Origin of the sequence: Bifidobacterium asteroides (genome assembly GCF_009683175.1) — a bacterium.
GTDB classification, from domain to species: Bacteria; Actinomycetota; Actinomycetes; order Actinomycetales; family Bifidobacteriaceae; genus Bombiscardovia; species Bombiscardovia asteroides_H.
Genome location: NZ_WKKW01000002.1, coordinates 184,391 through 210,657 on the forward strand (window position 1 = coordinate 184,391; position 26,267 = coordinate 210,657).

General features: G+C 60.8%; 18 protein-coding genes and 2 tRNA genes. 2 read left to right on the plus strand and 18 right to left on the minus strand.

Going from position 1 to position 26,267, the window contains the following annotated elements:
* Window positions 1-63: 63 nt before the first annotated feature.
* From GKC41_RS04795 to leuC, 9 genes are all read right to left on the minus strand, one after another.
* Complete coding sequence (locus GKC41_RS04795) at window positions 64-1,212, minus strand: D-alanine--D-alanine ligase family protein (RefSeq protein WP_195760167.1); 1,149 nt, start codon at window positions 1,210-1,212, stop codon at window positions 64-66.
* Window positions 1,213-1,522: 310 nt separating this feature from the next.
* Window positions 1,523-2,524, minus strand: a complete 1,002-nt coding sequence (locus tag GKC41_RS04800) for an NAD(P)H-dependent glycerol-3-phosphate dehydrogenase (protein ID WP_195760168.1) — start codon at window positions 2,522-2,524, stop codon at window positions 1,523-1,525.
* 113 nt (window positions 2,525-2,637) lie between these two features.
* Complete coding sequence (locus GKC41_RS04805; RefSeq protein ID WP_154313202.1) at window positions 2,638-3,531, minus strand: lysophospholipid acyltransferase family protein; 894 nt, start codon at window positions 3,529-3,531, stop codon at window positions 2,638-2,640.
* A gap of 14 nt (window positions 3,532-3,545) precedes the next feature.
* The gene (gene murA / locus GKC41_RS04810) at window positions 3,546-4,877 is read right to left on the minus strand and encodes a UDP-N-acetylglucosamine 1-carboxyvinyltransferase (protein WP_154313203.1); all 1,332 of its coding nucleotides are present in this window, start codon (window positions 4,875-4,877) and stop codon (window positions 3,546-3,548) included.
* A gap of 140 nt (window positions 4,878-5,017) precedes the next feature.
* Window positions 5,018-6,163: a CPBP family intramembrane glutamic endopeptidase gene (locus GKC41_RS04815; protein ID WP_154313204.1), complete on the minus strand. Its 1,146-nt coding sequence runs from the start codon at window positions 6,161-6,163 to the stop codon at window positions 5,018-5,020.
* Window positions 6,164-6,173: 10 nt separating this feature from the next.
* A complete protein-coding gene (locus tag GKC41_RS04820; protein ID WP_195760169.1) occupies window positions 6,174-8,747 on the minus strand; it encodes a type II CAAX prenyl endopeptidase Rce1 family protein in 2,574 nt (857 codons plus the stop codon).
* A 167-nt stretch (window positions 8,748-8,914) separates the two neighbouring features.
* Entirely contained in the window at window positions 8,915-9,874 is a 960-nt protein-coding gene (locus GKC41_RS04825) for a CPBP family intramembrane glutamic endopeptidase (RefSeq protein ID WP_154313206.1), read from the minus strand.
* Window positions 9,875-9,988: 114 nt separating this feature from the next.
* A complete protein-coding gene (leuD, locus tag GKC41_RS04830) occupies window positions 9,989-10,675 on the minus strand; it encodes a 3-isopropylmalate dehydratase small subunit (protein ID WP_154313207.1) in 687 nt (228 codons plus the stop codon).
* Window positions 10,676-10,727: 52 nt separating this feature from the next.
* Complete coding sequence (gene leuC, locus GKC41_RS04835; protein WP_154313208.1) at window positions 10,728-12,131, minus strand: 3-isopropylmalate dehydratase large subunit; 1,404 nt, start codon at window positions 12,129-12,131, stop codon at window positions 10,728-10,730.
* Window positions 12,132-12,282: 151 nt separating this feature from the next.
* On the opposite strand from leuC, the gene GKC41_RS04840 reads away from it, so the two are divergent.
* Window positions 12,283-13,071 carry an IclR family transcriptional regulator gene (locus GKC41_RS04840; protein WP_324612054.1) on the plus strand — a complete coding sequence of 263 codons (789 nt, stop codon included), beginning with the start codon at window positions 12,283-12,285 and terminating at the stop codon, window positions 13,069-13,071.
* A 10-nt stretch (window positions 13,072-13,081) separates the two neighbouring features.
* Here the strand turns inward: GKC41_RS04840 and GKC41_RS04845 are convergent, their stop codons facing one another.
* The gene (locus GKC41_RS04845; RefSeq protein ID WP_154313210.1) at window positions 13,082-14,551 is read right to left on the minus strand and encodes a serine/threonine protein phosphatase; all 1,470 of its coding nucleotides are present in this window, start codon (window positions 14,549-14,551) and stop codon (window positions 13,082-13,084) included.
* Window positions 14,552-14,757: 206 nt separating this feature from the next.
* Here GKC41_RS04845 and GKC41_RS04850 point away from each other — a divergent pair, with 206 nt between their 5' ends.
* Window positions 14,758-15,717: a polyprenyl synthetase family protein gene (locus GKC41_RS04850; protein ID WP_154313211.1), complete on the plus strand. Its 960-nt coding sequence runs from the start codon at window positions 14,758-14,760 to the stop codon at window positions 15,715-15,717.
* A gap of 249 nt (window positions 15,718-15,966) precedes the next feature.
* On the opposite strand, the gene GKC41_RS04855 is transcribed toward GKC41_RS04850, so the two are convergent.
* From GKC41_RS04855 to gltX, 8 genes are all read right to left on the minus strand, one after another.
* Window positions 15,967-17,460, minus strand: coding sequence for a cytochrome ubiquinol oxidase subunit I (locus GKC41_RS04855; protein WP_154313212.1), 1,494 nt, complete (start codon window positions 17,458-17,460; stop codon window positions 15,967-15,969).
* Between the two features lie 261 nt (window positions 17,461-17,721).
* A complete protein-coding gene (cydC, locus tag GKC41_RS04860) occupies window positions 17,722-19,581 on the minus strand; it encodes a thiol reductant ABC exporter subunit CydC (RefSeq protein WP_154313213.1) in 1,860 nt (619 codons plus the stop codon).
* A gap of 19 nt (window positions 19,582-19,600) precedes the next feature.
* A complete protein-coding gene (locus tag GKC41_RS04865; protein WP_229281636.1) occupies window positions 19,601-21,544 on the minus strand; it encodes an ABC transporter ATP-binding protein/permease in 1,944 nt (647 codons plus the stop codon).
* Window positions 21,545-21,605: 61 nt separating this feature from the next.
* A complete protein-coding gene (gene cydB / locus GKC41_RS04870; RefSeq protein ID WP_154313214.1) occupies window positions 21,606-22,658 on the minus strand; it encodes a cytochrome d ubiquinol oxidase subunit II in 1,053 nt (350 codons plus the stop codon).
* Window positions 22,659-22,980: 322 nt separating this feature from the next.
* Complete coding sequence (locus tag GKC41_RS04875) at window positions 22,981-24,156, minus strand: NAD(P)/FAD-dependent oxidoreductase (RefSeq protein ID WP_154313215.1); 1,176 nt, start codon at window positions 24,154-24,156, stop codon at window positions 22,981-22,983.
* A gap of 315 nt (window positions 24,157-24,471) precedes the next feature.
* Window positions 24,472-24,543 (minus strand) — tRNA-Gln (locus tag GKC41_RS04880).
* Between the two features lie 41 nt (window positions 24,544-24,584).
* Window positions 24,585-24,657: transfer RNA gene (locus tag GKC41_RS04885), tRNA-Glu, on the minus strand.
* A 68-nt stretch (window positions 24,658-24,725) separates the two neighbouring features.
* Window positions 24,726-26,252: a glutamate--tRNA ligase gene (gene gltX / locus GKC41_RS04890; protein WP_154313216.1), complete on the minus strand. Its 1,527-nt coding sequence runs from the start codon at window positions 26,250-26,252 to the stop codon at window positions 24,726-24,728.
* Window positions 26,253-26,267: the final 15 nt, after the last annotated feature.

Sequence of the window (26,267 nt, forward strand, 5' to 3'; positions counted from 1 at the left end):
CCTTGCCTTACCAGCGAGTACAAGAGCGAACGCTTCTATTATAGGAAGCACTCACTGCCACAGTCAGGCCGATACACCCTCAATCAGATCGGTGATCAGATCGGTATATGTGATCCCTGTGGCTTCCCAGGCCTTGGCATACATGGAGATAGGCGTAAAGCCAGGCATGGTGTTGATCTCGTTGACGATGACCCTGCCCTCGGGCGTCACAAAGCAGTCGACACGGCTCAGACCGGCACCGTCCACGGTTCTGAAGGCCTTGGCGGCCAGGTCGCGAACCTTCTGAAGAGTCTCCGCCGGCAGGTCCGCGGGAACCTCCACATGGGAGGCGGAGGAGTCCACGTATTTGCTGTCGAAATCGTAGAAGGCCTCGTCCTGATCATCCTTGTCCAGCACCACCTCGCCAGGCCAGGCAGTACGGGGTTTTCTGCCCTTGCTTGAGGCGAGCACGGCGCACTCAATCTCCCGCCCTTCAATGCCCTTCTCTATCAGGACCCGCCAGTCATGCTTTGCAGCCTCGACGACCGCAGCAGCCAGGGCTTCGGCGTGAGGCTCTTCCACCTTGACCACACCAAAGCTGGATCCTGCGCGGGAGGGCTTGATGAAGAGCGGGTAATGCAGCTCCGCCTTCTCCACAGCGGCCAACAGGTCTGCTCCGGATCGCTGTTCACGGGAGTCAATGGTGATGCCGGGAGCCACAGGTATACCGGCCTGACTGAGCAGAATCTTGGTGTAGTGCTTGTCCATGCATGCGGCAGAGGCGAAGACCCCGCATCCTACATAGGGCAGACCCATCATTTCAAGCAGGCCCTGCAGGGTACCGTCCTCACCGTAAGGGCCGTGGAGCACCGGGAAAACCGCGTCCACATGCCCCAAAGGCTCCAAGGACCCGACGGACCTGGAAGGCTCGGATCCAGAGACCAGGTCGGCATGGTCACCGATCAGAAACCCTTCCCTGCCACGAGCCATGTCGAGGATGATCGGACGGCTGCCTTCGGTTATCTGCACGGTTGGCAGACTGGCATCGCCCAGACCCCACTGCCTGGGATCCTGGCCGCCGATGGTCCATCGGCCATCCTTGGTGATGCCAATGGGGATGGGCTCATATCGGTCGGTATCGATGGCATTGAGCACACCGGCCGCCGACACGCAGGATATGGAATGTTCGTCGGCACGCCCGCCATAGAGCACCACAACACGTTTCCTGACCATCATTCCTCGGCTTTCCTCATCCTGGACATGATTTTCAACCTCATGCACCTGCCCGGGCAGATACATCATTCAAGACAGCAGAATATCCCCTTGCCAGGCGGCAAGGCCCGGACACAGTCGCTCATCCACAAGCTTGGCACGAACAGGCATAACAGGGCCGATACAGCAGTCAGACAAGCCAGGCGCACATCCTGATCCGGAAAACATTCATCGCCGATCAAAAGGTTGATAGCGCACGCTTCACAGCCTTCGTACACCCTCTATAACCCTCAGGATTTTCTGATGGACACCATTCTGATGGTCGTCAGACTCATTCTGTAGTGATCTGCCCGCCGAACAGCTCATCGATCATGCCCCGGCAGCTCAGTCCCTGATCCAAGACATGGCTCATGGCCGTAGCCAGCGGGGTCGCCACCTGGTAGCGCCTGCCCAGGGCGACGACAGCATCGGTGGTGGGTACGCCCTCGGCGACACCCTTGCTGACACGAGTGGCTTCCTCGATGCTTTTGCCCTGGCCCAGATTGAATCCAAAAGTATAGTTCCTGCTCAGGGACGACCCACAGGTGGCGACCAGATCGCCAACCCCGGCAAGGCCGGCGAAAGTCTTGGACTTGGCCCCGCAGGCCTCCCCCAAGGCAGTGAGCTCAGCCAGCCCCCTGGCCTGGATCATGGCGGCCGTGTTCTCCCCGAATCCAGCCCCCCGTGACATCCCGACAGCCAGTGCAGTAACGTTCTTCAGCGACCCGCACATTTCCAGGCCGACCACATCGTCCGAGACGAAGGCCTTGAAATAGTCGGTCGTACAAGCACGGGCTACTCTCATGGCGGTATCGGCATCCGCGCTGGCGACCACAGTGGCGCTCGGTTCGCGGGCAGCCACCTCCTTGCTCAGATTGGGGCCGGAAACGGCCGCAAATCTGACAGGGTCCAGATCAAGCGTCTGGCAGACCACCTGATCCATCCGCCTGTCGGTGCCCCGTTCAATCCCCTTCATCAGGGAAACTGCGATGGCATCATGACCCAGCAGACCCTTGAATTGCGTCAAGGCCTCACAGGCGTGCTGAGCGGCTATGGCAACGACCACGATCTCTGCCCCCGAGACGGCCTTGTCCCGGTCACCCTCGGCGATGATAGCGTCGGGCAGCCTCTCCACGGTCGGCAGGCGGTGAGTATTCGAATGTTGACTGTTGATTTCCTCTACGACATTCGGATCGATGTCCCACATGACCACCTGATTGCCTGCGTCAGCCAGTACCTGGGCAAAAGCGGTTCCCCATGCGCCTGCTCCCAATACCGCGATCTTCGTCATCATTCTCCTTTGCATAATGCCGTGCGCACGGGAACGCCGACCAGCAGCCTCATTCTTGTCTCTACCATCCTATGACACCGCCGCCGGACAGTGGGAATTGGAGGTGGGTTCCAGCCTTATTGCTCGCTTCTGGGCCGACGGGTCATGGTCACGTAATCGAAGTATCCAGCCGCCGGAGGTTCCTCGCCACGGATCTCGGCCATGACCTCCTCCATCCTGTTGCGCAGGCGGACGCAGAGGAGATGCACGGACTGTTTGGGAGGTTCAGCACCCCACTGACCCACGTCTTCCAGAAGGTCGGAATAGTCAAGGAGCCGGTCATAGCACATAACCACGTTCTTCCGAGGCCAGGGCCACTTGTGATTGATCGAAGCCGCCCCCCAGGTGATGCTGGGATAAAGAGGGACCATGCGACCCAACTGCCGCGAAGCCTCCAAGGCGATGAATCCGACCCCGGGCTTGAGCGACATGGGCCACTTCAGGGGGTCACGGGTCACGGTCCCCTCGGGCCAGATGGTCAGCGGCCTGCCCGAGGTGATGATGCTGATCGACTCCTCCTCGATCGACCTGGCCTTGCCGGACTTGCGCTCCACCGGCTGCATGCCCACCATGCGAAACCAGCTGCCGATAAGGGGCCAATGGGCCATCTCGGCCTTGGCCATATAGCGGGGACGACGACCCAGGTGGAAGAGGGTCATCATGGGAATGAAAACGTCGAACTGGGTCACATGGGTGGCTGCGGTGATAAAGGGCCCGGTCTCCGGAACCCGCTCCAACCCCCAGGCATAGACCCGGCAGGAGTCACGCACCACCTGGGAGACCCCGCGCAATAGGCGGGTGGTCCCCACGGGGTGCTGGCCGTCTATCTCGTCCAGTGCCGGTGTGCGATGTCCAGTGGGATAGTAGCGGGTTGGATCCACCAACCTGTGCCGTTGGGCCAGCAGGGCCACCTGCTGGTCGGACAGGGCAGGCACCGCAGACCGGGGGGAGGGTTTGCCTTTGGAAGCCATCTATGTCTGCCGGATCAGTCGATCTGCGCGTCCAGGGCCAGCAGCTTGTCGCGGAAGTCCTCGTAACCGCGGTCGATCAGGGAGATGCCGTGGACGGTGGAGGGGCCGGAGGCCGTCAGTGCGGCGATCAGGTGGCTGAAGCCGCCACGCAGGTCGGGCACATCGATGTCCTGGCCGGTCAGCGGGGTGGGCCCGAAGATGACCGCCGAGTGGTTGAAGTTGCGCTGCTGGAAGCGGCAAGGAAGGGACCCCAGGCACTCCTTATAGAGCTGAATGGTAGCGCCCATCTGAATCAGCGGCTTGGTGAAGCCGAAGCGATTCTCGTAGACGGTCTCGTGAACGATGGAAAGACCCTTGGCCTGGGTGAGGGCCACCACCAGGGGCTGCTGCCAGTCGGTCATGAACCCGGGGTGCACGTCGGTCTCGATGGCCACGGGCCGCAGGTCGCCACCCGGATGCCAGAAGCGGATGCCGTCGTCGCGCACATCGAACTGGCCGCCGATCTTGCGGAAGACATTCAGGTAGGTCATCATGTCGGGCTGGTGGGCGCCCTTGACCATGATGTCGCCATGGGTGGCCAGGGCAGCGGAGGCCCAGGAGGCGGCTTCGATTCGGTCGGGCAGGGAGGTATGGGTGAAGCCCTTCAGGGAGGGCACCCCCTCAATGCGGATTGTCCTGTCCACGTCCACGGAAATCTGTGCGCCCATCTTCTGCAGAACCGCCACCAGGTCCATAATCTCGGGCTCGGTAGCCGCTCCTGACAGCTCGGTACGCCCCTCGGCCAGGACTGCCGCCAACAGAGTCTGTTCCGTCGCGCCCACCGAGGGGTAGGGCAGGTGGATCTTGGCTCCATGCAGGCCGTCTGGCGCTGTGATATGGATGCCGGCCTCATGCTCCTTGTCGACATTGGCCCCCAGCTTGCGCAGGGTCTCCAGATGGAAGTCAATGGGCCTGCTGCCGATGCGGCAGCCACCCAGAACGGGGATGAACGCCTCTCCCATCCGATGCAGGAGCGGTCCGGAGAAGAGGATGGGTATGCGGGAAGAACCCGACAGTGTATCCACATCGGCTACATCAGCCAGCTCCACATGGCTGGCATCGATGGTGACCACGCCCTCCTGCGGACGGACGTCCACCTTGACACCGTGAAGCCTCAGCAAATCTGAGACCACCTGGACATCGCGGATTACAGGCACATTCTTGAGTACTGAGACACCCGGAGCCAAAAGGGCGGCGACCATGGCCTTGCTGACGAAGTTCTTGGCACCGCGGACCTGTATGGTGCCATGCAGGGGCCTGCCGCCCACCACATGCAGCACATCATTCTGTGTATTCACCTTGGGCATTTATCGGCTTCTTTCTCGTATCCGCTCAGAGCCGGGCTTTGGCGCATCATCGGCCCTTATTTGCAAGTCTGCCACAGGGGGTGTGGGGACACCGTGAATTGTCGCCTCAGGCATAGAGCGTCCACCCTGTCAGATACCGGTCAGGCGCCGGCTGAAACAAAGGGGGTCAGCATCGTGAAGCCCATGATCAACAGCAGCATGATGAAAAATGGGCAGGCCCAGGCGCCATAGACGTTCGTGTAGGTGCGGTTTTCATGCAGAAAAGCGGCAATCCGATGACGGCCCAGGTAAAGCACCAGAACGGCCGCCATCATGCCTGCCAGCATCATGAGCACATTTATGTAGGAGGACATGTTGTCGCTCATGAACCCGAGAAGGACTTCCAACCCGTCGCTGACGACCAGGTTGTTGAACACGTGCAGGGCTATTGACCAGAAGATGGAGTATTCGCAGGCCAGATAGCCCAGGAGCAGACCCATGATGAAAGCGAAGAACCCCTGGCCAAGGTCGCCATGGAAGAAGCCGAACATGACCGCAGAGGTGACGATGGCGAAGACGTGGCCGTAGGGCTTCAGCGCGTGCAGGATGGCACCTCTGAAGACCAGCTCCTCGATGACCGGGGCCAGCAGGCTGACGTATATAAACATGGGAATGGTACCCGAGGCCTGCTGAATCTGCTCGGTCGTGGTCCAGGACTGCTGCACTCCCAACCGCGCTGCGGTCCAGTCCATGCCCGACTGATACCAGTCGGCCAGGGTCTGCCCGGTCAGCGTCAGTGCAAAGCATCCCAGCAGAACCTGCCATGTCATGGGATGCAGATCAGTGTGGAAAATGCCCGAGGGACCGGAGTCGCAGATCTGCCGGCGTCGTGTGAAAACCAGGAAGCAGAGGCCTGTGCAGGCGGCAATCAGATTGATGATGCCCCCATACTCCTTGTCGGCATGGCTCATCACATATATAAATCCCGAGTGGGCAGGCACCGGATCGAACACGGCATTCCACTCCATCTGAGCCAGGACACCGAACAGAAGGCCGACGCTGTTGATGATAAGCAGGTAGACCAGCAGCAGGGCGGCCTGACGGTTGAGCATGCCCCTGGCCGCACTCATCCATGCGCGATCCGCCGTGCCTCGTCTGGGCTTCTGAGTCTGCCCAGTCCCTGACGCGTCGGCCGCCGTCGCTGTCTGCCCCATCTCACCATGCCCTTTCACGATCCTCTGCAGGTTTAGCCATCCGGCATTGACCTCCAGCTGGTCCAAGTCTACGCCACCACCGGCAGCACCCATACGTCATGCTCTAGAGCAGGCCGGGCACGAACTTGAAGATTGCCAGCAGCAGGCAGAGCAGCAGATAGAGCAGGAACCAGGGCTGCCTCCAGGACACATAGGTTCCCTTAGGCGCTCGATAGCGCCGCCGGTAATCCAAGAGGCTGGCGCGGTGCAGGAAGAACATGAGCAACCCAGCCAGAACCAAGACCAGAGCCACTGCCAAAACCGACAGACGGGCGGTTCGCGGAGCGTTCATCAGATAGCGGTTGGGCAAGCCGGTGAAGAGCAGATCGCCGACCACACGGGCTCCGATGGCCCAGATCAGACCATACTCCAGGGAGCAGTATCCCAATGCCAGCCCCAGCAGGAAGATCCAAAGCCCAGAGACCGGATCACACTGGAGCAGGGCGCAGAGCAGGGATGCGGTCAGGATGGCAAAAACTCGGCCAAACCGACGCAGTCCGTTGAGGATGATGCCACGGAACACCAGCTCCTCAGCCAGGGGAACCGCCAGGAGGGCGTACAGGGCCATCATCGGCGAGGAAGCACCTGTGACCAGCAGGCTGCGCGAGGCCAGGGAGGGGATGTGCAGAAGCAGGCAGAAGTGGTTGAGGAACTTGTTCAGTTCATGGACCATCCCCTGGCCCAGCAGGAGCACCGCCACAAGGGCCAGCAGAGCCGCCACCGTCATTCTTCTGTCTGTGCGCCAATGAACGGCGTCCTGTCCTCGCTGATCCTCGCCTCGAATAACGCTCCACTCTGAAATGCAGGCATAAGTCAGCGCCAGCAGGACCGACAGGAGGGTAATACCATCGGATAGGAAGGCGATGGATCTGGGGTCCTTGACCTGCTCCATGATGACAGGCAGGATCATCCCCGAACCGACCATGAGCACCAGAACGGATATGGCCAGGTAGACGAAGGCGAAGGCGGCCTGGCCGTTGACGGCGTGAAGAACCCCCGAACTGGCTGTGTAGGTGGCGGACTTTTTGGCAGCGGGTTTGCCCGCAACTGCAGCAGCTGGCGTGGCAGCGTTGAGTTCACTCGGAACAACGATCGGCTGCGAATCGGCCGACGCCGGTCGGCCTGCTCCTACGACGGGTTCTGCCGAAGCATTGGAAACGACCCTGGGGGCTGCCGACCCGATTGAAGGACGGGTGCGCTTACGGGCAGACCGCCACTTGGACGATCGACGGGCTCCCCCACTCCTTTCATGGCCTCTGGTGGAAAGACCGAGATGAAGACCATGCGAAGAGCCGGACGGCTTGGCTGCGTCCGTCCTTGCCGCCTCGGCCTCGGCGGACCCGGCCTTGGCAGCCACAGCAGCTGCAGCAGCCTCGGCAGCCTTGGCGGCGAGAGCCACAGAAGCGCCCGGAGAGGACACGGATGTCGGCGAAGACACAAACTGGACGACCGACTGCTTCCCCGGAGCTGCGTTCACAGCCTCGGAAGATTCAGAGGCGGCAGGCTGACCGGCATGATTCTTCTGCGCGAGCGCCGGCCCCTGTCCCCCGATAGCCTTTGAGGAAACGACCCGACCACCGGTGCCGTCACTGGCGACTGCAGCGGGCTGGGCAACTACCCGTGGAGTCGAACAGACACGACGCCCCTGATGTTCGGCCTCGCTGGCCACGGATTGTGCAGCGGCATCGCTCTGTCCTGGAGCCGAGGAACCGGTGACCAGGGAATTCCAGTCCGCATCCGAACGACGGACAACGACTGGCCGGTCGGCGAATACCACAGGGGTCGCAGGCGCAGAGACCTCGGGACTCGGTTTCGCAGACATCGAAGCCTGAGAGCCGGAGGCCGAGGGCGCCTCGGCTGTAGTCACCGACTTGGGTTCGGCTGTTTTGACTGCGGAAGGAACGGGAGCGGAAGCTTTTGATGACTCCTGCTCAACCTTGGAAGGTGCCCGGACAGCGGAATCGACAGCATTGGCAGACGATGCGGAAGCTGCAGGTTTGCCTGCACGGATGCTTGTGGACGGCTTACGACGCTTGGGCATATTCCAAGAGAAGACCGGGCCTTTGTTCGTCTCGGGCTTGGTCCAGGACCAAACGACCTTGACTGCAGGCTGCTCCTGCTGTGCCGAGGTCCCTGAGACCGTCCCGGTGGCCTTGGAAGCCTCCAGCTCTCGGCGTACCACCACACGCCGCGGGGATGGCTCTTGGCCGGAATCCTTTCCGCTCTGCCCGTCAACCGGCAGGTCTTCCGGGGGAAATGTGGGAACCTCCGGTTGACTGGCCATGGTGACCGAGTTCAAAAAATCATAGGACCCGGGAAGCACCGAGGGTCGTTCACCGACTGGCATGGCACCCTTGTGCCCTTTGCCACCAGCTCCGTCATCACCCAGAAGAGCAGTCTTCCTATGGGCTATCCGCCCCGGGTAGGCCAAGCCATCATCCACGGCCTCCCCCGGCAGGCTCAAGGGTGGCAGGCTGATGGACCCTTCCTCATAGTCCCAGTGGCGTGCGTAGTCCTTGCTGGCACTGTGGCTTGCAGTCATGAGGGCAATAGAGGAGCGAGACACCTTCAAGCGCCCCTGATCGCTTTGGGCATCGGCAGACTCACTGCCGCTGTCGCGATCCTCATCATCCCTCATCCGTCGATGATCCTTCCCCTTCATGCACTACCGTACGACCGCCAAGGGCGTCCAGCGACACGAACCTTTCCCCACGTTCATATCAACACTACATGTCCGAGTCTAGCCCGACCCCGCCCTTCCCTCGACAGAATCCCGACAATGGGCCAGTGCCATCGACCGTCTGCTCAGGACAGCCCCGGTACGAATTCGCTCAGGGCCATCAGCAGGCATGCCAGGCAGAAGAGCAGGAACCAAGGCGCCCTCCAGGAAGCGTATATCCCCTTGGGAGCGCGATTGCTTCGGCAGTAATCACGAAGAGTCCTTAGCTTGAACAGCAGTCCGACGACTCCGGTCAGCAGCACCAGGATCATGAGCAGACCCAGGCCGATGCGAACCACCTCGGGTGCCAGGGGCATGTACTTGGCCAGCAGACCCGAAGAGAAGGCATTGTTGAGCATGTGCACCAGCAGGGACCAGACCAGCCCGTACTCCATGGCCAGATAGCCCAGAACCAGGCCGGAAATGAAACCGAACAGACCCTGGACCAAGGAGCCATGCATGAAGCCGAAAAGCAAAGAAGAGGTAATGATGGCGAAGACTCGGCCAAAGCGGCGCAAGCCATTCATGATGACCCCTCGGAAGACGAGCTCCTCGGCAAAGGGCCCCAAAAGAATGGCATAGAAGAGCATGATCGGCGTTTCCATGCCGCCGTCGTCGGATGCGGTCGGCGGATGCAGACCAGTACCGGACAGAATGGCGCTCAGTCCAGAGTTGGCAGCACCGGCCACCAGCTGACTGAGGAAGAAGCAGGCCAGGGCGATGATCAACGCCAGCAGGCTGAATCGGCGCGCAGTGACCCAACGCACCTGGTCCTGGCCATGCCGTTCATGGCCGACGATGACCGGCCATTGACTGATCAAGGCAAACATCAGGGCCAGCACCACGGAGACAACCACTGTCCAGTCACCTAAAGGACCGTTGTATTGCTCCTTGGAAGCATGCGGGAAAAGAGCAGGCAGAACCACCTTGCTTCCCAAAAGACCCGCCAGGGTCTCGATGGCCACATAGATGAAAGCAAAAGCACTGAGGGCATTCACTGCCTGTCTAACGCCCCAGTTGTGCACATCGCCGCTGCTGTGCCTCATGATAATCGCCCCTCTTAGCTTGCCAACCGGTCACAGTCGACCAATGACTGTCACATTCCATGGTAGGCGAAGAAGGGGCGAATGACTTTCATATCAGGGCGCACGGCCCGTCGGTCAGATGATGCCGCGGTCAGCCAGGGGCCCAGGCCAGTCGATTTGACCCTCCCTGGCTGAAGTGACCGGCTCTTCCGGCATATGCCGGGCCGGCAGGGTACGCGGCTTGAAGGGGAAGCGCTCGGCCCTTATGCGCTCATAGGCACGGATGTCATCCTCGTGCTGCAGGGTCAGATCGATGTCGTCGTACCCGTTCATGAGCCGCCATCGCACATAGTCGTCCACCTGGAAGGGCAGGGTCACATCCGCGCAGGTGACCGTGCGAGCGCCCAGGTCCACGGTCATCTCGGTGCCGGGGTCCTCCTCCAGGATCTTCCAGAGCAACTCCACTGATTCCTGGGGCATGATGGCGGCCAGAACCCCGTTCTTGGCGGTATTCCCATAGAAGATGTCGGCAAATCGGGGGGCGATGACCACGCGGAAGCCATAGTCCCGCAGAGCCCAGACCGCATGCTCCCGCGAGGAGCCGATGCCGAAGTCCGGCCCGGCCACCAGGATGCGGGCACCCGAATATTCGGGCCGGTTGAGTACGAAATTCGGATCCCTTCGCCAGGCGTAGAAGAGCGCATCCTCGAAGCCTGTCTTCTTCACCCGCTTCAGGAATACGGCGGGGATGATTTGGTCAGTGTCGACGTTGGAGCGGCGCAAGGGCACCCCGACCCCGGTTACAACGGAAAGTGGCTCCATGATGACCTCCTGCCTGCTGGATGGCGATGATGATGACGAATAATTGATGGGCTTACAGATCGGCCGGGGAGCAAATGGTTCCCTTGATGGCCGTCGCAGCAGCCACCTCGGGCGAGGCCAGATGCGTCCTGCCGCCCTTGCCTTGACGACCCTGGAAGTTGCGGTTGGATGTGGAGATGGAACGCTCTCCCGGCACCAGCTGGTCAGGATTCATTCCCAGGCACATGGAGCAGCCGGCGTTGCGCCATTCGGCTCCGAAGTCCTCGAAGATGCGGTCCAGCCCCTCCTTTTCGGCCTGAATGCGAACGCGCGAAGAAGCCGGAACCACCAGGACGCGATGCAGGTTCTTGGCCTTGTGATGCCCCTTCATGATGGCCGCTGCCGCGCGCAGATCCTCGATGCGCCCATTGGTGCAGGAGCCGATGAACACGGTGTCCACGGCGATGTCGCGGATGGGCATCCCCGGCTTCAGGCCCATATAGTCGATGGCCTCCTGGGCTGCCTGGCGCTTGGCCGGATCGGCGATCTTTTCGGGCACAGGCACATCAGCAGCTATGGGCAGGCCCTGTCCGGGATTGGTGCCCCAGGTCACGTAGGGGGTCAGCTGGTCGGCATCCAGAATGACCTCCTTGTCGAAGACCGCATCCGGATCGGTGGGCAAAGTTCGCCAGTAGTCCAGGGCCTGATCCCACATGGCCCCCTTGGGGGCGTGCGGCCGGCCCTCCAGGTAGGCGAAGGTGGTCTCGTCGGGCGCAATCATCCCGGCCCTGGCCCCTGCCTCGATGGACATGTTGCAGATGGTCATGCGTGCGTCCATGGACATCCGCCGAATGGCCTCGCCCCGGTACTCCAGAACGTGCCCTTGGCCGCCGCCCGTGCCGATTTTGGCGATGACAGCCAGGATGACGTCCTTGGCGCCTACGCCCGGCTTGAGCTGCCCGCGGACGGTGATGGCCATGGTCTTGAAAGGCTTCAGGCTCAGAGTCTGAGTGGCCAGGACATGCTCCACCTCGGAGGTGCCGATGCCGAAAGCCAGGGCCCCGAAGGCCCCGTGGGTCGAGGTATGCGAATCGCCGCAGACGATGGTCATGCCGGGCTGGGTCAGCCCCAGGACGGGTGCAAACGCATGCACGATGCCCTGGTCGGCATTCCCCAATGGAAGCAGACGGACGCCGAACTCACGGCAGTTGCGCTCCAGGGTGGAGATCTGCAGGGCCGAAACCTTGTCGGCGATGGGCCGATCGATGTCGATGGTGGGGGTGTTGTGATCCTCGGTGGCGATGACCTGGTCCACGTGACGGATCTTCCGGCCTGCCAGGCGCAGACCCTCGAAAGCCTGTGGACTGGTCACCTCGTGCATGAGCTGCAGATCGATGTAGATCAGATCGGGCTCGCCGCCTTGGCCCTTTCTGACCAAATGATCGGTCCAGACCTTTTCCGCCATTGTGCGTCCCATATCGCCTCCTGAAAGCCTACGACCGGCCAGGGCACCAATCTCATCGGCACCCCGCCGGCCTCTTACCACCGAGTATGGAACTGCCCAACCGTTATGAACTTTTGCATTTCATATACTGAGATGGCATAATTCAACCATGGACACACCTTCTATGAACGACGACGACAGATACCCCTCTGTAAACGATCGGAACATGCATCAGGAGGAGATTCATTCGGGCGTCGGCGTTCTGGACAAGACGGTGCGAATTCTGGACACCCTGGAGACCGGACCCATGACCCTGGGCCAGCTGGTCAACGCCACCGGATTGGCTCGACCCACAGCCCACCGGTTGGCCATCGCCTTGGAGCGCCACCGCTTCGTGCTGCGGGACGCGCATGGCCGCTTCGTCCTGGGCTCCCGCTTCGCCGAGCTGGCTGCCGCCGCCGGCGAGGATCGACTGCTGACCGCCTCGGGGCCCATCCTGCACACACTGCTCAACCGTTCGGGCGAGTCGGCCCAGATTTTCCGCCGTCAGGGCGAAGTCCGTGTCTGCATCGCCGCAGTGGAACGCGCATCGGGCCTGCGCGACTCCATCCCCGTAGGCGCCCTGCTGTCCATGGAGGCCGGGTCGGCAGCACAGATTCTACTGGCCTGGGAGGAACCTGAGCGCCTCCATCAAGGTCTGCGACACGCCAAGTTCAACGCAGCGACCCTGGCCACGGTCCGCAAGCGCGGCTGGGCCGAATCCATCAACGAGCGGGAAGAAGGCGTCTGCTCCATCTCGGCCCCCATCCGCAACGGATCCGGACAGGTCATGGCCGCCATATCCATCTCCGGGCCGGTCAACCGCATGTCGACCACGCCGGGAAGGCGCTACGCCCCCCTGGTCATGGCCGCCGGCAAATATCTGACCGAAGCCCTGCTGCGAGCCTCATCTCCCGCCCGTCGTAGGGCCTGAGCGGGAATTCCTAACCCCTTGGCCCTGATCGCCGCCGGGAGGAACCCCAGGAGGCGATCAACCCGGCCAGGGCCGTCAGGCCGCCTGCCAAGACCCCGGGCCGACGCAAGAGGTTGACCGCATCTCCGGTGGAGGTGGGTACATGGCTCATGGCGAAGGTGTAGACCTTGTGGGATCCTGGCCGCCCCACCAATTGCCCGAACTCCAGGAGCTGGGTGCGAGGATGATGGGGATGGCGGATGTCGAACTCGAAGAGCCGGGCCGCCCGCTTGCTGGGCACCGGACCGTAGGAACCGAATCCACATGTGGGCGTGGCCCCCAGCGTCAGATCCCCGCTGCGTCCGACGAAGCCATTGCGATGGTCATGCCCGGCGAAGAGGGCGAAGTAGCCCCGGTTCCGGATCAGCAGGTCATACTCGCCGCTGTCCTCGTCAGGACAGGAGACGCCTTCGCCCAGGTAGGAGCCCGGGCAGGTGCGCGACTCGTCCAGGATATAGCAACGGGAGTCGAAGCTTCGGTAGCCCTGGACCGCATAGGCTGTGGTGGCCGGCACCGGCTTGAGCAGATCATAGAACTGGGGGATGGGCATGTGCTGAAAGACTATGGACCGGTTGCCCAGAAGGTCAGGAGCGGCCGCCAGGAAATCCAGAGCCTGGGCCGAAGGTGAGCCATAGCCGCCTGCTCGGGCATAGTCGCCAGAGTCCAGCAGGACCAGTCCCATGACCACCCCGTTTCCGTCGCAATCCGCCACAGGCAGGGCGAAGGTACCCGGGGCGCAGACGAAGGCCGTCTGGGAGGGCAGGGCCGACCCGATCAGCGCATGGACCCTATCAGGATGGGCGACCGTAGCCTCCGGATTCAGACAGCCAGGCACCTCCCGATAGATGGCGTCCATCTGATCGGTGTCCAGGCCGCACTGGAAGTCGTGGTTGCCATATGTGACGACGAAGGGAATCCCACGTTCAACCAGCGGGCCGGTGATCAGGCCGACGGTTCTGCGGACCAGATCCTCGGTGTGCTTGATGTTCTGCTGACGTACACGCTCGGCATCCCTGCGGTCCGGTTCCCGACGGTCCGCGTCTGCTTGATCCTCCCGGGGCTTGGAGGATCGTTTCAGGGAGGCTCCCCCAAGTCCCAGTGCGCCGCCCATGCTCAGACCAGCCGAATAGATGCCGTCCAGAGGGGTGCTCCAACGTCTCTTACGGAAGGTGCGCTCGTATGCCGTGTCGTAACCGGCCACCTGGTTGCCCGAGAAGACCACCAGATCGGGCTTTGCCGCATCGCAAGCCGCGCCTATCAGCCTGATTGTGTCCGGAGAGACCTTGGGGCCCTCCTGGACGTCGGCCAGCTGCAGAAGTCTGAACTTGCCCGAGTAATGGAACTGAAGTCGCCCCAGCCGGGCCGAAACGGACAGCGGTCGATCATGCTCTCCCTCGCCGCCTTGTGAGGAAACCTGATCCGCGTGGTAATGCTGACTCATACATCTAGCCTACTTCACCCGTCTTCGCCTCCAGGCCAATCTATGCAGCCCCCTTACGAATGGAATCCAGGCCGACACCCGATGTTAGCTTGACCACAGTGGGTACGACGACAGCCAGGACCGGGCCGACAATCTTCAGGGCTGGCCCCGGTCTTGGTATATTGGATACGTTGCGGTTCTTAACGAGATAGAGGGAGCGTACCTCCATGGCAGAAGGACAAGAGCTCCTGTTGCGCAAGGATCTTGAGCGGGTCGTTGACCGCCTGCACCAGGAACGTACCCATGTGGCCCCCTATCAGGAGGATTACCGTCGACTGCTGGACAACCACGGCAAGATGATTCGCGCCGCCATGGTGGTCCTCTTTGCCCGGGCCGGAGCACGGACCGGAGGGCAGCTGAACGACACCGTCATCACCGGCGCCGCCGCCATCGAGATGCTTCATCTGGCTACCTTGGTCCACGACGACGTTCTGGACAACGCCCCCATCCGCCGCAACAAGCCCACGGTCCACACCATCCGGGGCAACAAGGCAGCCATCTATCTGGGTGATCTGATCCTTTCGCGCTACATGGAGATCATGGCCTCCATCGCCCCTGACACAGGCTTTATCCGCGAGCAGGCCGGCACGGTCTGCGAGATTGTGGGCGGCGAACTCTACCAGGAGTCCGAACGCCACCATACCCACATCACCATTGACGATTACGACCGAGCCATCTCCGGCAAGACCGCAGCCCTCTTCCGACTGGCCTGCCTGACCGGGATCCGCCTCGATGACCAGCCAACTGACCCGGCCTTGGAGCGGACCGCCAGAGACTTCGGCGGCAATCTGGGCATGGCTTTCCAGATCATCGACGACATCAACGATTTTGATCTGGACCGTGACACCGGCAAGCCCAAACTGGAGGACATTCGCGACGGAATATACACTCTGCCGGTTCTGCTGGGATTCCAGGAGGATGAGAACTTCAGAGCCCTGGTCCAGCAGGATGATCCCAACCTGGTGGTCGACTACCTCAGAGCACATCCCCAGTTGATGGAAAGCAGCCGTCAAACCGCCAAAGACTATCTGCGGCGGGCTTCAGACAGCCTGGAGGATTCCCCCATGTCTGAGGGCATACGCAGCTTACTGCAGCGTATTGTGAGCAAACTGACTGCTCAGGTCTGACCGAATCGGCGCGACGGAACCAAAGCAACATAATCAGAGCGAGCGAGACCAGCCTCGTATTGGCCGCGGGCCGAACATCCGTCATATCTGTCGCTTCATTCTCTGCATGGCTCTCTTTTCTGAATCTCACCCCCGCCGGCTGCCGCTGACAGCAAACATCCCATGACAGCAAATCCCCCGCTCCGAACCATGCGGTCCGAAGCGGGGGATTTACCGAAGGGGAAGGAAGGGTTTGAAATCAGTCGACCATCAGGCCAGGGCCACCCGAGCCGGTGCACCATGCACCTTGGCAGGCTGCGGCCCATTACCGTCATCCGGCTTGTAGAAGGGTCCTTGGTGCAGGGTCCTCCTGGTGTAGAAGACCATGACTCCGCCCAGAACCAGGAAGAGCAGGAAGTAGACAATGCAGGTGAAGAGCAGGTTCGGCACCGTGCTGGTGGGCGAAACCCCATCGGCGATGGTCTGGTAACCATAGACCAGCCACGGATAGCGTCCTAGCTCGGTCACCAGCCAGCCGCTGGTCGTCGCAGCAAATGGAGCAAAGGTGAAGATACCCATGATCCAGAGCTTCCAACGCGTGGTAAAGAGCGTGTTCTTCTTCTTACGTGTGAACCAGAGCACCAATGCGGATATCAGGGCAAAGGCAAACCCGATCCCGACCATCAGGCGGAAGACCCAGAACAGGGTGGTGACTGGCACGTAGTAGTTCATATCCTTGCCGTACTTGGCATCGTACTTCTCGTGCAGCTCCTTGTTCACGGTGTTCATGCCCTTGACGGCGCCTGTTTTCTTGCCGTAAGCCAGCTGCGACATAGCTCCGGGAATCTCGACGGACCCCTCAATCTTATGGTCCTTCTCATTGATCAGAGCCACGGCATTCCAAGGGGCGGGATCACCGGTATCCTCGTAGATGGCCTCGGTGGCAGCCAGTTTCATAGGCTGATCGGTCACAATGAACTTGCCTTGCAAATCACCGTAGGTGATCACGCAGATGGAACCGATGAGCCCGAGCAGGGCGGCCAGACGGATGGACTTGGTGAACAGGTTGACCTTGGCCTGCTTCTCGGAGTCGGCCTCGACAGCAGCCACGGCCTGATCCTTGTTCCCCATGTGCATTCTCAGCAGGCTGAAGGCGCTGCAGCCCATGACCACGAAGGCCCCTGTGCAGACGGCGGCGAAGAAGACGTGGGGGAACTCGATCCACAGCTGAGGATTTGCCATAACGTCGCCAAAGCTGCGCAGTCGCACATGACCAGTGGCCTGGTTGATCTCGAAGCCAACCGGGTGCTGCATGAAGCTGTTGGCAGCCAGAATCCAGATGGCCGACATGGAGGAACCCAGGAAGGTCAGCCAGATGAAGATCACATGCACGGCCGGCTTGAACCTATTCCAGGTGAACATCCACACGCCGATGAAAGTGGACTCCAGGAAGAATGCCAGCAGGGCTTCGATGGCCAGGGGGGCGCCGAAGATGTCACCCATGAATCTGGAGTAGTTGGACCAGTTCATGCCGAACTGGAACTCCTGGATGATGCCCGTGACCACGCCTACCGCAAAGGAGAGCAGGAAGATCTTGGACCAGAACATGGTCATCTTCTTGTAGACATCCTTCTTGGTCACCACATAGGTGGTCTCCATGATGGCGACCGCCAGGGCCAGACCGATGGTCATAGGGACATAGAAGAAGTGGAATATCGTCGTCATGGCGAACTGGAATCTAGACAATCCCAATACAGTGAACATCGTTCCTCCCAATCTCTGCAGGGTTCGTCGGGCGCGGGTACACGGGTCGAATCCGGACGGATTCAGATATGACCAGGCTTATGCCTACGAGAACCTCTCAGCTCTCCCCGACTTCGCGACCTGGTCGCTTCCGCGGGCTCCGGTTTCCATGTCGTCCTGTCCATGAACCGACGGCGCACGGTGACCCGCCGGGAAGCCATCCGCAAAGATCGGCAACCCGGCAACCGTGCAAAATTCATTGCTCGGGAAACAGCCTGATGGTCATTCAACAGGGTTCCGTCCATCTGAATCTGACTGCTTCTTTAAGTATATCCCTTGACCGGTACCATTGTCCACGTCCGAGACGTCCATGCGATAAAGCTCACGGAAACGGGCGTTCTCATGGTACAAATCAGCAGGCCGACCCTGCATGGCTATATGACCATCCTGCATGAATATAACCTGATCGGCCTCCTCCAGCCCCTGAAGGTGGTGGGTCACCCAAAGAAGGGTGCGATCCTGGCTGACCTTGAAGATCATGGCCATGAGCCGCCGCTCGGTTATAGGATCCAGACCGATGGTGGGCTCGTCCAGAAGGATGATCGGGGTGTGCTTGAGCACGATCCTGGCCAAGGCCAGACGCTGGCGCTGACCGCCTGAAAGTCGGCCGCCGGCCTCATCCACCGGCGTGTCGATTCCCTGGGGCATGTCATCCACGACCTGATCCAGCTGTACAGCCTTCAAGGCCTGGCGAACCTGATCATCATCGGCCTGTGGAGCGCCCAGACGCACGTTGGAGGCGATGGTGGTGTTGAAGAGGAAGGCCTGCTGGTTCAGGTAGCCAAAGAGCTCAGGACGCTGATCCTGCAAGGCATCGACCGGTATTCCGTTGATCAGGATGCGGCCGCTGGTTGGGCGCAGGTCTCCCAGGAGCAGCTGAAGGACCGTCGTCTTGCCCTCGCCGCTGGGACCGAGCAGAGCCACCCGTTGCCCACCCTCGATTCTCAGGCTGAAGTCGTCCAGCAGCAGGGGGTCATCAGGACCATAGGAGAAGCTGACATGGTCGAAGACGATTGACTTGATCGGCCCCTCCAGCCTGGTCTGGGCACTCGGCTCAACCCGCCGGGACTCGACGCGCTCGGTCAGATCATTCAGGTGGTCCAGGGAGTCTGTGTATAGGGGAACCTCAGCCACAGCCTGGGAGACCACAATGAAGCAGTCGACCAGCGGGAACACCGCCAGGACCACGGCTGCCGCAAAGTCCGCAATGGAGGTGGAGCTGGTCATGCGCAGATCCGCTCCAACGATCAGAGCCACCACCATGAGGGCGAAAATCATCTGGATGCCACAGTTGCGCCAGCGTTCAAACCGCTTCTGCTCTCTGCGGCCGGTGGCGATGTCGTTGAAGTCGCCGGACGCCGTATCCACGAAGCGCCGCCGACGGCGGGTAATCACCCAATCCCCCAGGCCCATGTAGCTCTCGGTCACTGCAGTGTACTGGTCCTGCCGCCGTGCCTTCTCCCTGTCGTAACGTCCGTCTGAATAAGCCAGCGACACCAGCGGGACCAAAATCAGAATCAAAGCGAAAAGCAGGAAGAGCAGGAGCGAGGTCAGCCAGGAGAAGACGCCTACGGCGATGGTGACCACCACCCACATCATGTAGGCCACGACCGTAGGGAAAATGGTGCGCAGGTAGAAGTTCTCCAGATGGTCCAGGTCGTCCGAGAGCATGCCCAGGACCGTGCCTGTGCGCTCATGCTCGTTCAGGAAAGCCGCGTCCTGCGAGAGGGTGCGGTAGAGCTGAACCCGCAGCTTGGAAACCACTCGGAGCACCCAGTCATGGCTCTTGATGCGCTCCATGTACTTGAATGTGGGTCGTCCGATGCCGAAGGCCCTGGTCAGGACCACCGGCACGTATACGGCGAAGATGTTGAAGGGATGACGGGCCGACCTGCTGATCAGGAATCCCGATGTGAACATCAGTCCGGCCGCGCACACGAAGGTAACGGTTCCCAGGAAGAAGATCAGGGCAAGCAGCCCCTTGTTCTCACGCAGGTAGGGCCAGAACCAATGGTCCCGGTGCCAGATATGCATGTAGCCTGACAGCCCACGGCCGCGGCGGGAGGTCTTCGACGATCCCATGCCACCTCTTCCGGCGGTTTCAGTCCTGCTGGTAGTCGGCAATCTGGTTCCCTCCCATCTCATCGATCAATGCATCCAGGGGTCCGCCCTGACCAATCAGCTCTTGCGGATTGCCCTGGGCCACAATTCGTCCATGCTCCAGCATGATCACCCAGTCCATGTTGGCCAGCCAGTGCAGCCGGTGGGTGGCCAGGACGACCAGATGCCCGTCCATGATGGGCAGCAGGGTCTGTTTCAGGTCGTATTCGGTCTCGATGTCCAGGTGGGCTGTGGGCTCGTCAAAGAACAGAATCTCGCGCGAGGGATCCAGGATGCCCCTGGCCAGGGCGATTCGCTGTGCCTGGCCACCGCTGATGCCACGGTTGCCCTCCCCGATTTGGGTGTTCAAACCGTCGGGCAATGTGTTCAGCCAGTCGGTCAGTCCAGCCCGATCGGCTGCACGGGCCACTTGAGCATCGTCTGCTTCCAGGTTGTAAAAGCGGATGTTGTCGGCCACTGTGCCGTGGAAGATGAAGGGGTTCTGCGGAATGTAGCTGATGTGCCGCTGCCAGGCAGCCACATTGCAGTGCTCCAGCTGATGACCATCCAGGTCGATGGTGCCTGCCTTGGGCTGGTCAAAGCCAGCCAGCAGATCCATCAGCGTGGACTTGCCGGCTCCGGAACGACCCACAATGGCCACCTTGGAAAAACCGTGCAGGTTGAAGTCCAGACCGTTCAGGGCCAGAGGCTGCTCCTGAGAATCCACGGCTGCCTCGGCTCCGGTTCCCTGCGATGCCGCGGAACCGACCTCAGCCGAGACCGCTCCCCCATTACCGTGATGAACCTTGGTTGCCTTGCGTTTGCTGCCCTTCTTGCCGGACTTTTGGCTCTCGGACTTGGCCATGGCATCCATCTGCGCCCCGGCTGAAGCAGTGCTCTCCACCGGTTTGGGGCCAGGATAGGCGAAGTCGATTCCTTCCAGGCGCAGGTGGCTGTCTTCCTTCCACCCGGACCAGTCCAGTTCCTCCAAACGTTTGGGCTCTGGTTGCGCCAGCATGTCCGCGATGTCGTCCAAGGCGTTCTTGCCGTTCAGCGTGGCGTGGAAGTCGTCCCCGAACTGCCGGATGGGCATGAAGTACTCAGGGGCCAGAATCAGGGCCAGCAGGGCTGGGAAGAGCTCCACCTTGGCGTTGATCAGATTGTTGCCCAGGAAGACGGCCATGATGGCGATGGCCAAGGTGGCGAAGAAGTCCAGAGCGAAGGTGGAGGTCATGGCCACCCTGATAACGCTCATGGTCCTCTTGCGGAAGCGGTCCGAGACCGAATAGATCTCGTCCTCGTATTCCTTGTCAATGCCCAGCATCTTCAATGTCGGCAAGCCCAGGACCGTATCCATGAATCGGGTGTTGAGCTTTCGGAACTGAGCGTACTGCCGACTGGAGCGATCCCTGGCCGCCAGACCCAGAATGACCATGAAGAAGATGAGCAGGGGCAACATGAGCAGGAGAATGAGCCCGGAACCTGCATCCTGGGTCCAGACCACGACCAAGACAATCAGCGGGATGAAGATGAGATCCATCATCTTGGGCAGAACCGTCAGCACGTAGGTACGCACCTGGTCAAGCCCATCCACCAGCATGGTGACGGCCGAGCCCGTGCCACGCCGAGCCAGAGCCGACGGCCCCAGCGAGAAGACCTTGTCCTGAATACGGGGCCGCAGCTCGGCTACGATGGCATCGGCACGGTCGGTTGCGATACGATCCTTGGCCACATCACAGAGCTGTCGACAGGTGTAGGCGGCCAGAAAAATCAGTACCGGCACCACCAGCACCTTCAAATTCTTAAGGCGCCAGATACGCACCAGGGCCAGGGTCAATCCATAGGCCTGAACCACCACGCCTATTCCCTGGACCAGGGACAGTGCGGCCAGCAGGCCCAAGGTGAACCGGACTCCGTCGAAACGGAAGAGATTTTTGTCAATCAATGCATTATCCTCCGGATGCGCTCCGGTCCTGTCAGCACTGCCCCCCTGCCTCCTTCAATTTTCAGACGGTCTCAGCCACGGTGGCCGAAGGGCCCACAGGCGAAGCCAGGTGGGCACCATCGGTGTCCAGCCGCTTGCGCTGGATGAAGTAGCTCCAGATGAAGTAGGCCAGCATGATGGGCAGGAAGATGCAAAGCACCACGGTCATGATCTTCATGGTCAGCGGCGATGCCGAGGCATCCTGGATCAGCAGGTTGTGAGCCGGATCGTCAGCGATCATCACCCGCGGGAAGAGCCCGTTGAAGATAAAGGCGATAATGGCCATGAGGGTGATGCCCGAGCAGGTAAAGGCGTAGCCGCCGCGCTTCTTGAAGACGGCAACGTGACCTCCGATAACCGACGCCAGGATGATGACGGTGATCAGCCAGGTGGACAGGGGGCGTGCCTTGTAGAAGTCGGTGTTGAAGATGGCCAGGAGCACGAAGACAATCAGGGCCGGATAGGCGATCCAGTAAGCCTTCTCGCTGACGTTGAGCATCCGGCGGGAATCCATGGCGCCCAGCTTCAGGCTCAGGAAGTGCAGGCCATGAACGAAGCTGAAGAAGACGACAGCGATGCCGCCGACCACGGACAACCAGTTGAACACGTCGAAGAACCCGGGCCAGGCATCGCCGTTCTTATCCATGGGAATGCCCTGAATCAGGCTGGTCAGCATCATGCCCAGGAAGAGTGGCGCGAAGAGCGAGCCGATGAAGTTGGCCCACTGCCAGACGCCACGCTCACGGCTGGTCAGCGCGTGGGAGGCGAACTCGAAAGAGACACCACGCAGAATCAGGGAGACGAGCACCAGGAAGAGCAGAAGATAATACCCAGAGAAGAGAGAGGCGTACCAGAGCGGGAAAGCAGCAAACATAGCGCCACCGGCGGTAATCAGCCAGACCTCGTTGCCATCCCAGTGGGGGCCGATGGCCCTCATGAAGGTGGCGCGCTCATCACCGTCACGGGCCACGAACCTGGTAGCCATGCCAACGCCGAAGTCGAACCCTTCAAGCAGAAGGAATCCTGCAAAAAGCAGGCCGATGACAAAGAACCACAAACCTTGTAGAAAACTCATGCTAATGCCACTCTCCTCTCGCTCCTGCCAATCCGCGCACAGGCCCGGGAATCTTCGCCCAGGCTGTGAGCACTCCAGATATCCGCCCCACTGGAGCGGCAGACCGTGTCTTCCACCGGGAGGAGGAAGAGCAGGAGGTAGTCGATAATCTTAATGAACACAGGGTCGACGGCCATCGTCGGCAAGGACGAACCGGGGCGAGGCGAGGGCAGGACGAACAGGCCCCCCATCGAAGAACAATGTCGCGACATCCTCATGGCATTGACCATGTCCGTCCTCCTCTCTCATCGCCTCTAGCCCCTGGCGTCTTTAAGACGCTGGTTCAGTTGCTCTCCAACATGGTACGCACGTTGGCCAACTCCAGGACCGACCGCTCGTTGACGATCCACTTAACGACCGAGACTATCTTGCCCTTGAGCTTCAGCGTCCCCATTCGGTCGATTTCGGCAACCCCGGCGTGGGGGCCAAGGGAGCACACGGTCCCTAGGCTTCGGAAGGTGAACCGCTGGGGCTCCTGCCCCCGCATTCTGGCGAGGACATTCGCGGCCGCGGTATCAGCCTGGGCCATCGAAATCTGCGCAGTGGTCGGGTAGAGCCGACCCGATTGGGGGTCGGGAACGGCACTGACATCACCCACCAGGAACTCCTCTGGATGCTGCTCGACCGACAGGTCATCCCTGACCACTACACGGTTACGCTTCTGATTATACCCGGAATCGGCAATAACGTGGCTACCACGCACACCCGTTGTCCAAATGATCGTATGGGCCTTGAACTCCTGATCATTGGAGACCACGGCATCCTGCCTGACCTCGGTAATGGGGGTGGAGGTGTGGAAGTTGACTCCCCGCTTGCGCAGGTAATCCACAGCCCAGTCGACCAGGTCCTTGCTGAACATGGGCAGGATCTTGGGCGAGGCCTCAATGCAATCCACCTTGACCTGATCCATGGGGAAGCCCAGGCGCTTCGAGAGTTGAGGCAGACGGTAGACCAATTCGCCCAGGTACTCGATGCTGGTGAAGCCAGCGCCGCAGACAACGATGCTCAGATCCAGCGGATCATGGCTGGTCTGGTAGCGGGCCAGCGTCTCTTCCAGCTTCTTGCGGGCCGCCAAGGCGGTGTCCACGTCGACGAGCGGCCATCCATACTCATCGGCACCCTTGATGCCGAAGGTTTCGGACTCGAAGCCAAGGGCGTTGATCAGGTAATCATAGGACAGAGGATCGTGATGCTCCAGGCTGACCCGGCGGTTGTCCTGATCGATGCCGACCACCTTGTCGACAATCAGCTCCACTGAATCGGGCAGGGACTTGCGCAGGTCGAAGACCACGTCCGCCGGCTCCTTGGTTCCCGCAGCCACCTGGTGCAGCTGAGTGGACTCGTAGTGGTACTCGTTCTTATTGACCAGGACTATATGGGCATCAGTCTTTGCATGAGCCAGCTTCTTGACCACGCGAAGACCCGCGTAACCAGCTCCCAACACCATGATTGTCGTCATAATCACACACCTTTACCGAAAAAATCGTACAATGATTCATATACCGGGTGATGTTGCCCGATCAGCCGATGATTGGGTTCATCACTCAAGCTTCTATGCTCAACGTATCAGATTCCATCATCGGAAACTCTGACATAACAGTCTGCCGGGCCTCCTCTTTTTGTTTGCTTGCTCACACCGTGAACAACTCTCGTGGACGCCTCCGTCCGCCGCTTTGCAGGACAGAAGCATTCCTGCAATCCATGGTAATGCGTAAACAAGAAGAGCGGAACACCGTGTCGGCATTCCGCTCCTTGAGACCTTATGTCCCTACCGCTGGGGTACCTGGACTCGAACCAAGAATGGATGAACCAGAATCACCTGTGTTGCCAATTACACCATACCCCAATTGGCTGTGCGACAACCGCTTGGACGGTTGCCACATGTCGTACCCCCGACCGGATTTGGACCGGTGTTGGCGCCGTGAGAGGGCGTAGTCCTAGACCGCTAGACGACGGGGGCTTCACTTTTCGCCGCGTACGAACCCGGTTCAGCAGGTCAGTAGCACAACAAAAAAGAAATATACCCGCTTAGAGGTTTTGGCGCAAGTTGGCCATCCTTCGGAGTGTTGTACCTTTGCCCAGAATCTCCAGGGACTCGAACAGGGGCGGCGAGACGCGCCTTCCCGAGACCGCCACCCTGACCGGACCGAAGGCCAGTCGGGGCTTATAGCCTCCCTCATCCACCAGCGCCTGAGTGAGCAGGTCGTGCAGGTGATCGGTCTTCCAGTCCTGGTCTGACACATCCTGCAGGGCGGCAATAGCCAGGTCCAGGACCTGCCCGGCCGAGTCCTTGAGCTGTTTGCGGGCGTCCGGCTCGGGTTCCAGGTAATCATCCTGGCTGAGCAGACTCCCCACCATGCCGGAGACCTCGCCCAACAGACGCACACGAGGCTGGACCAGCGGGGCGGCAGCGCTCAGAATCCGCTGCTCCCTATCGCTCAGGTCCTGCCAGCACTCGGCACTCACCAGCCCGTCACGCTTGAGGTAGGGCAGGGAGCGATTCAGGAAGTCCTGCGGCTCCAGCATGCGGATGTGCTCGGCGTTGATGGCCACGGCCTTGTCGATATCGAAGTGGGCGGGATTGGCCTTGACATCGCGGATGTCGAAGTGCTCAACCATCTCATCCATGGAGAAGACATCCCGGTCCGGGCCGATGGACCAGCCCAGCAGGGCCAGATAGTTGAGCAGGCCCTCGGGAATAAAGCCGTGCTCCCGGTGCAGGAAGAGGTTGGACTCCGGGTCACGTTTGGACAGCTTCTTCTTGCCCTGGCCCATGACGTAGGGCAGGTGCCCGAACAGGGGCATGGCCCGGGCTATGCCCAGCTTCATCAGGTACCGGTAGAGGACTATCTGTCGGGGGGTGGAGCTGAGCAGATCCTCACCGCGCAGGACCACGTTGATGCGCATCAGGGCATCATCCACCGGGTTGGTCAGAGTGTAAAGGGGATCGCCGTTGGGGCGCACGATCACATAGTCGGGCACGGACCCGGCCTTGAACTCGATATGCCCGCGAATCAGGTCGTCAAAGGCGATGTCCTCGTCGGGCATGCGGATGCGCAGGGCAGGACGGCGGCCCTGATCACGGAAGGCCTGACGCTGTTCGTCACTCAGGTCGCGGTCGTAGCCGTCATAGCCGAAAGCGGCAGGACGGCCGGCGGCCAGGTTGCGCTCCTTGATCTCCTCAGCGGTGGAGTAGGACTCATAGGCGTAGCCGGCATCCAGAAGCTGCCGGGCCACATCGCGGTAGATATCGCCGCGCTCGGACTGCCGGTAGGGGCCGTCAGGGCCGCCGACCTCCACACCCTCATCCCAGTCCAACCCCAGCCACTTGAGGGCCTCCAGAATCTGCTGGTAGCTCTCCTCGCTGTCGCGCTGGGCATCGGTGTCCTCGATGCGGAAGACGAAGGTACCATGCGAGTGCCGGGCCTGGGCCCAGTTGAAGAGTGCGGTTCGGACCATGCCCACATGCGGGGTGCCGGTCGGCGAAGGGCAGAAGCGGACCCTCAGGTTCTTGGGCAGGTCGGGTTTGGCGTCGTGATCATGCTCATCAGTCATGACTCCCATTGTGCC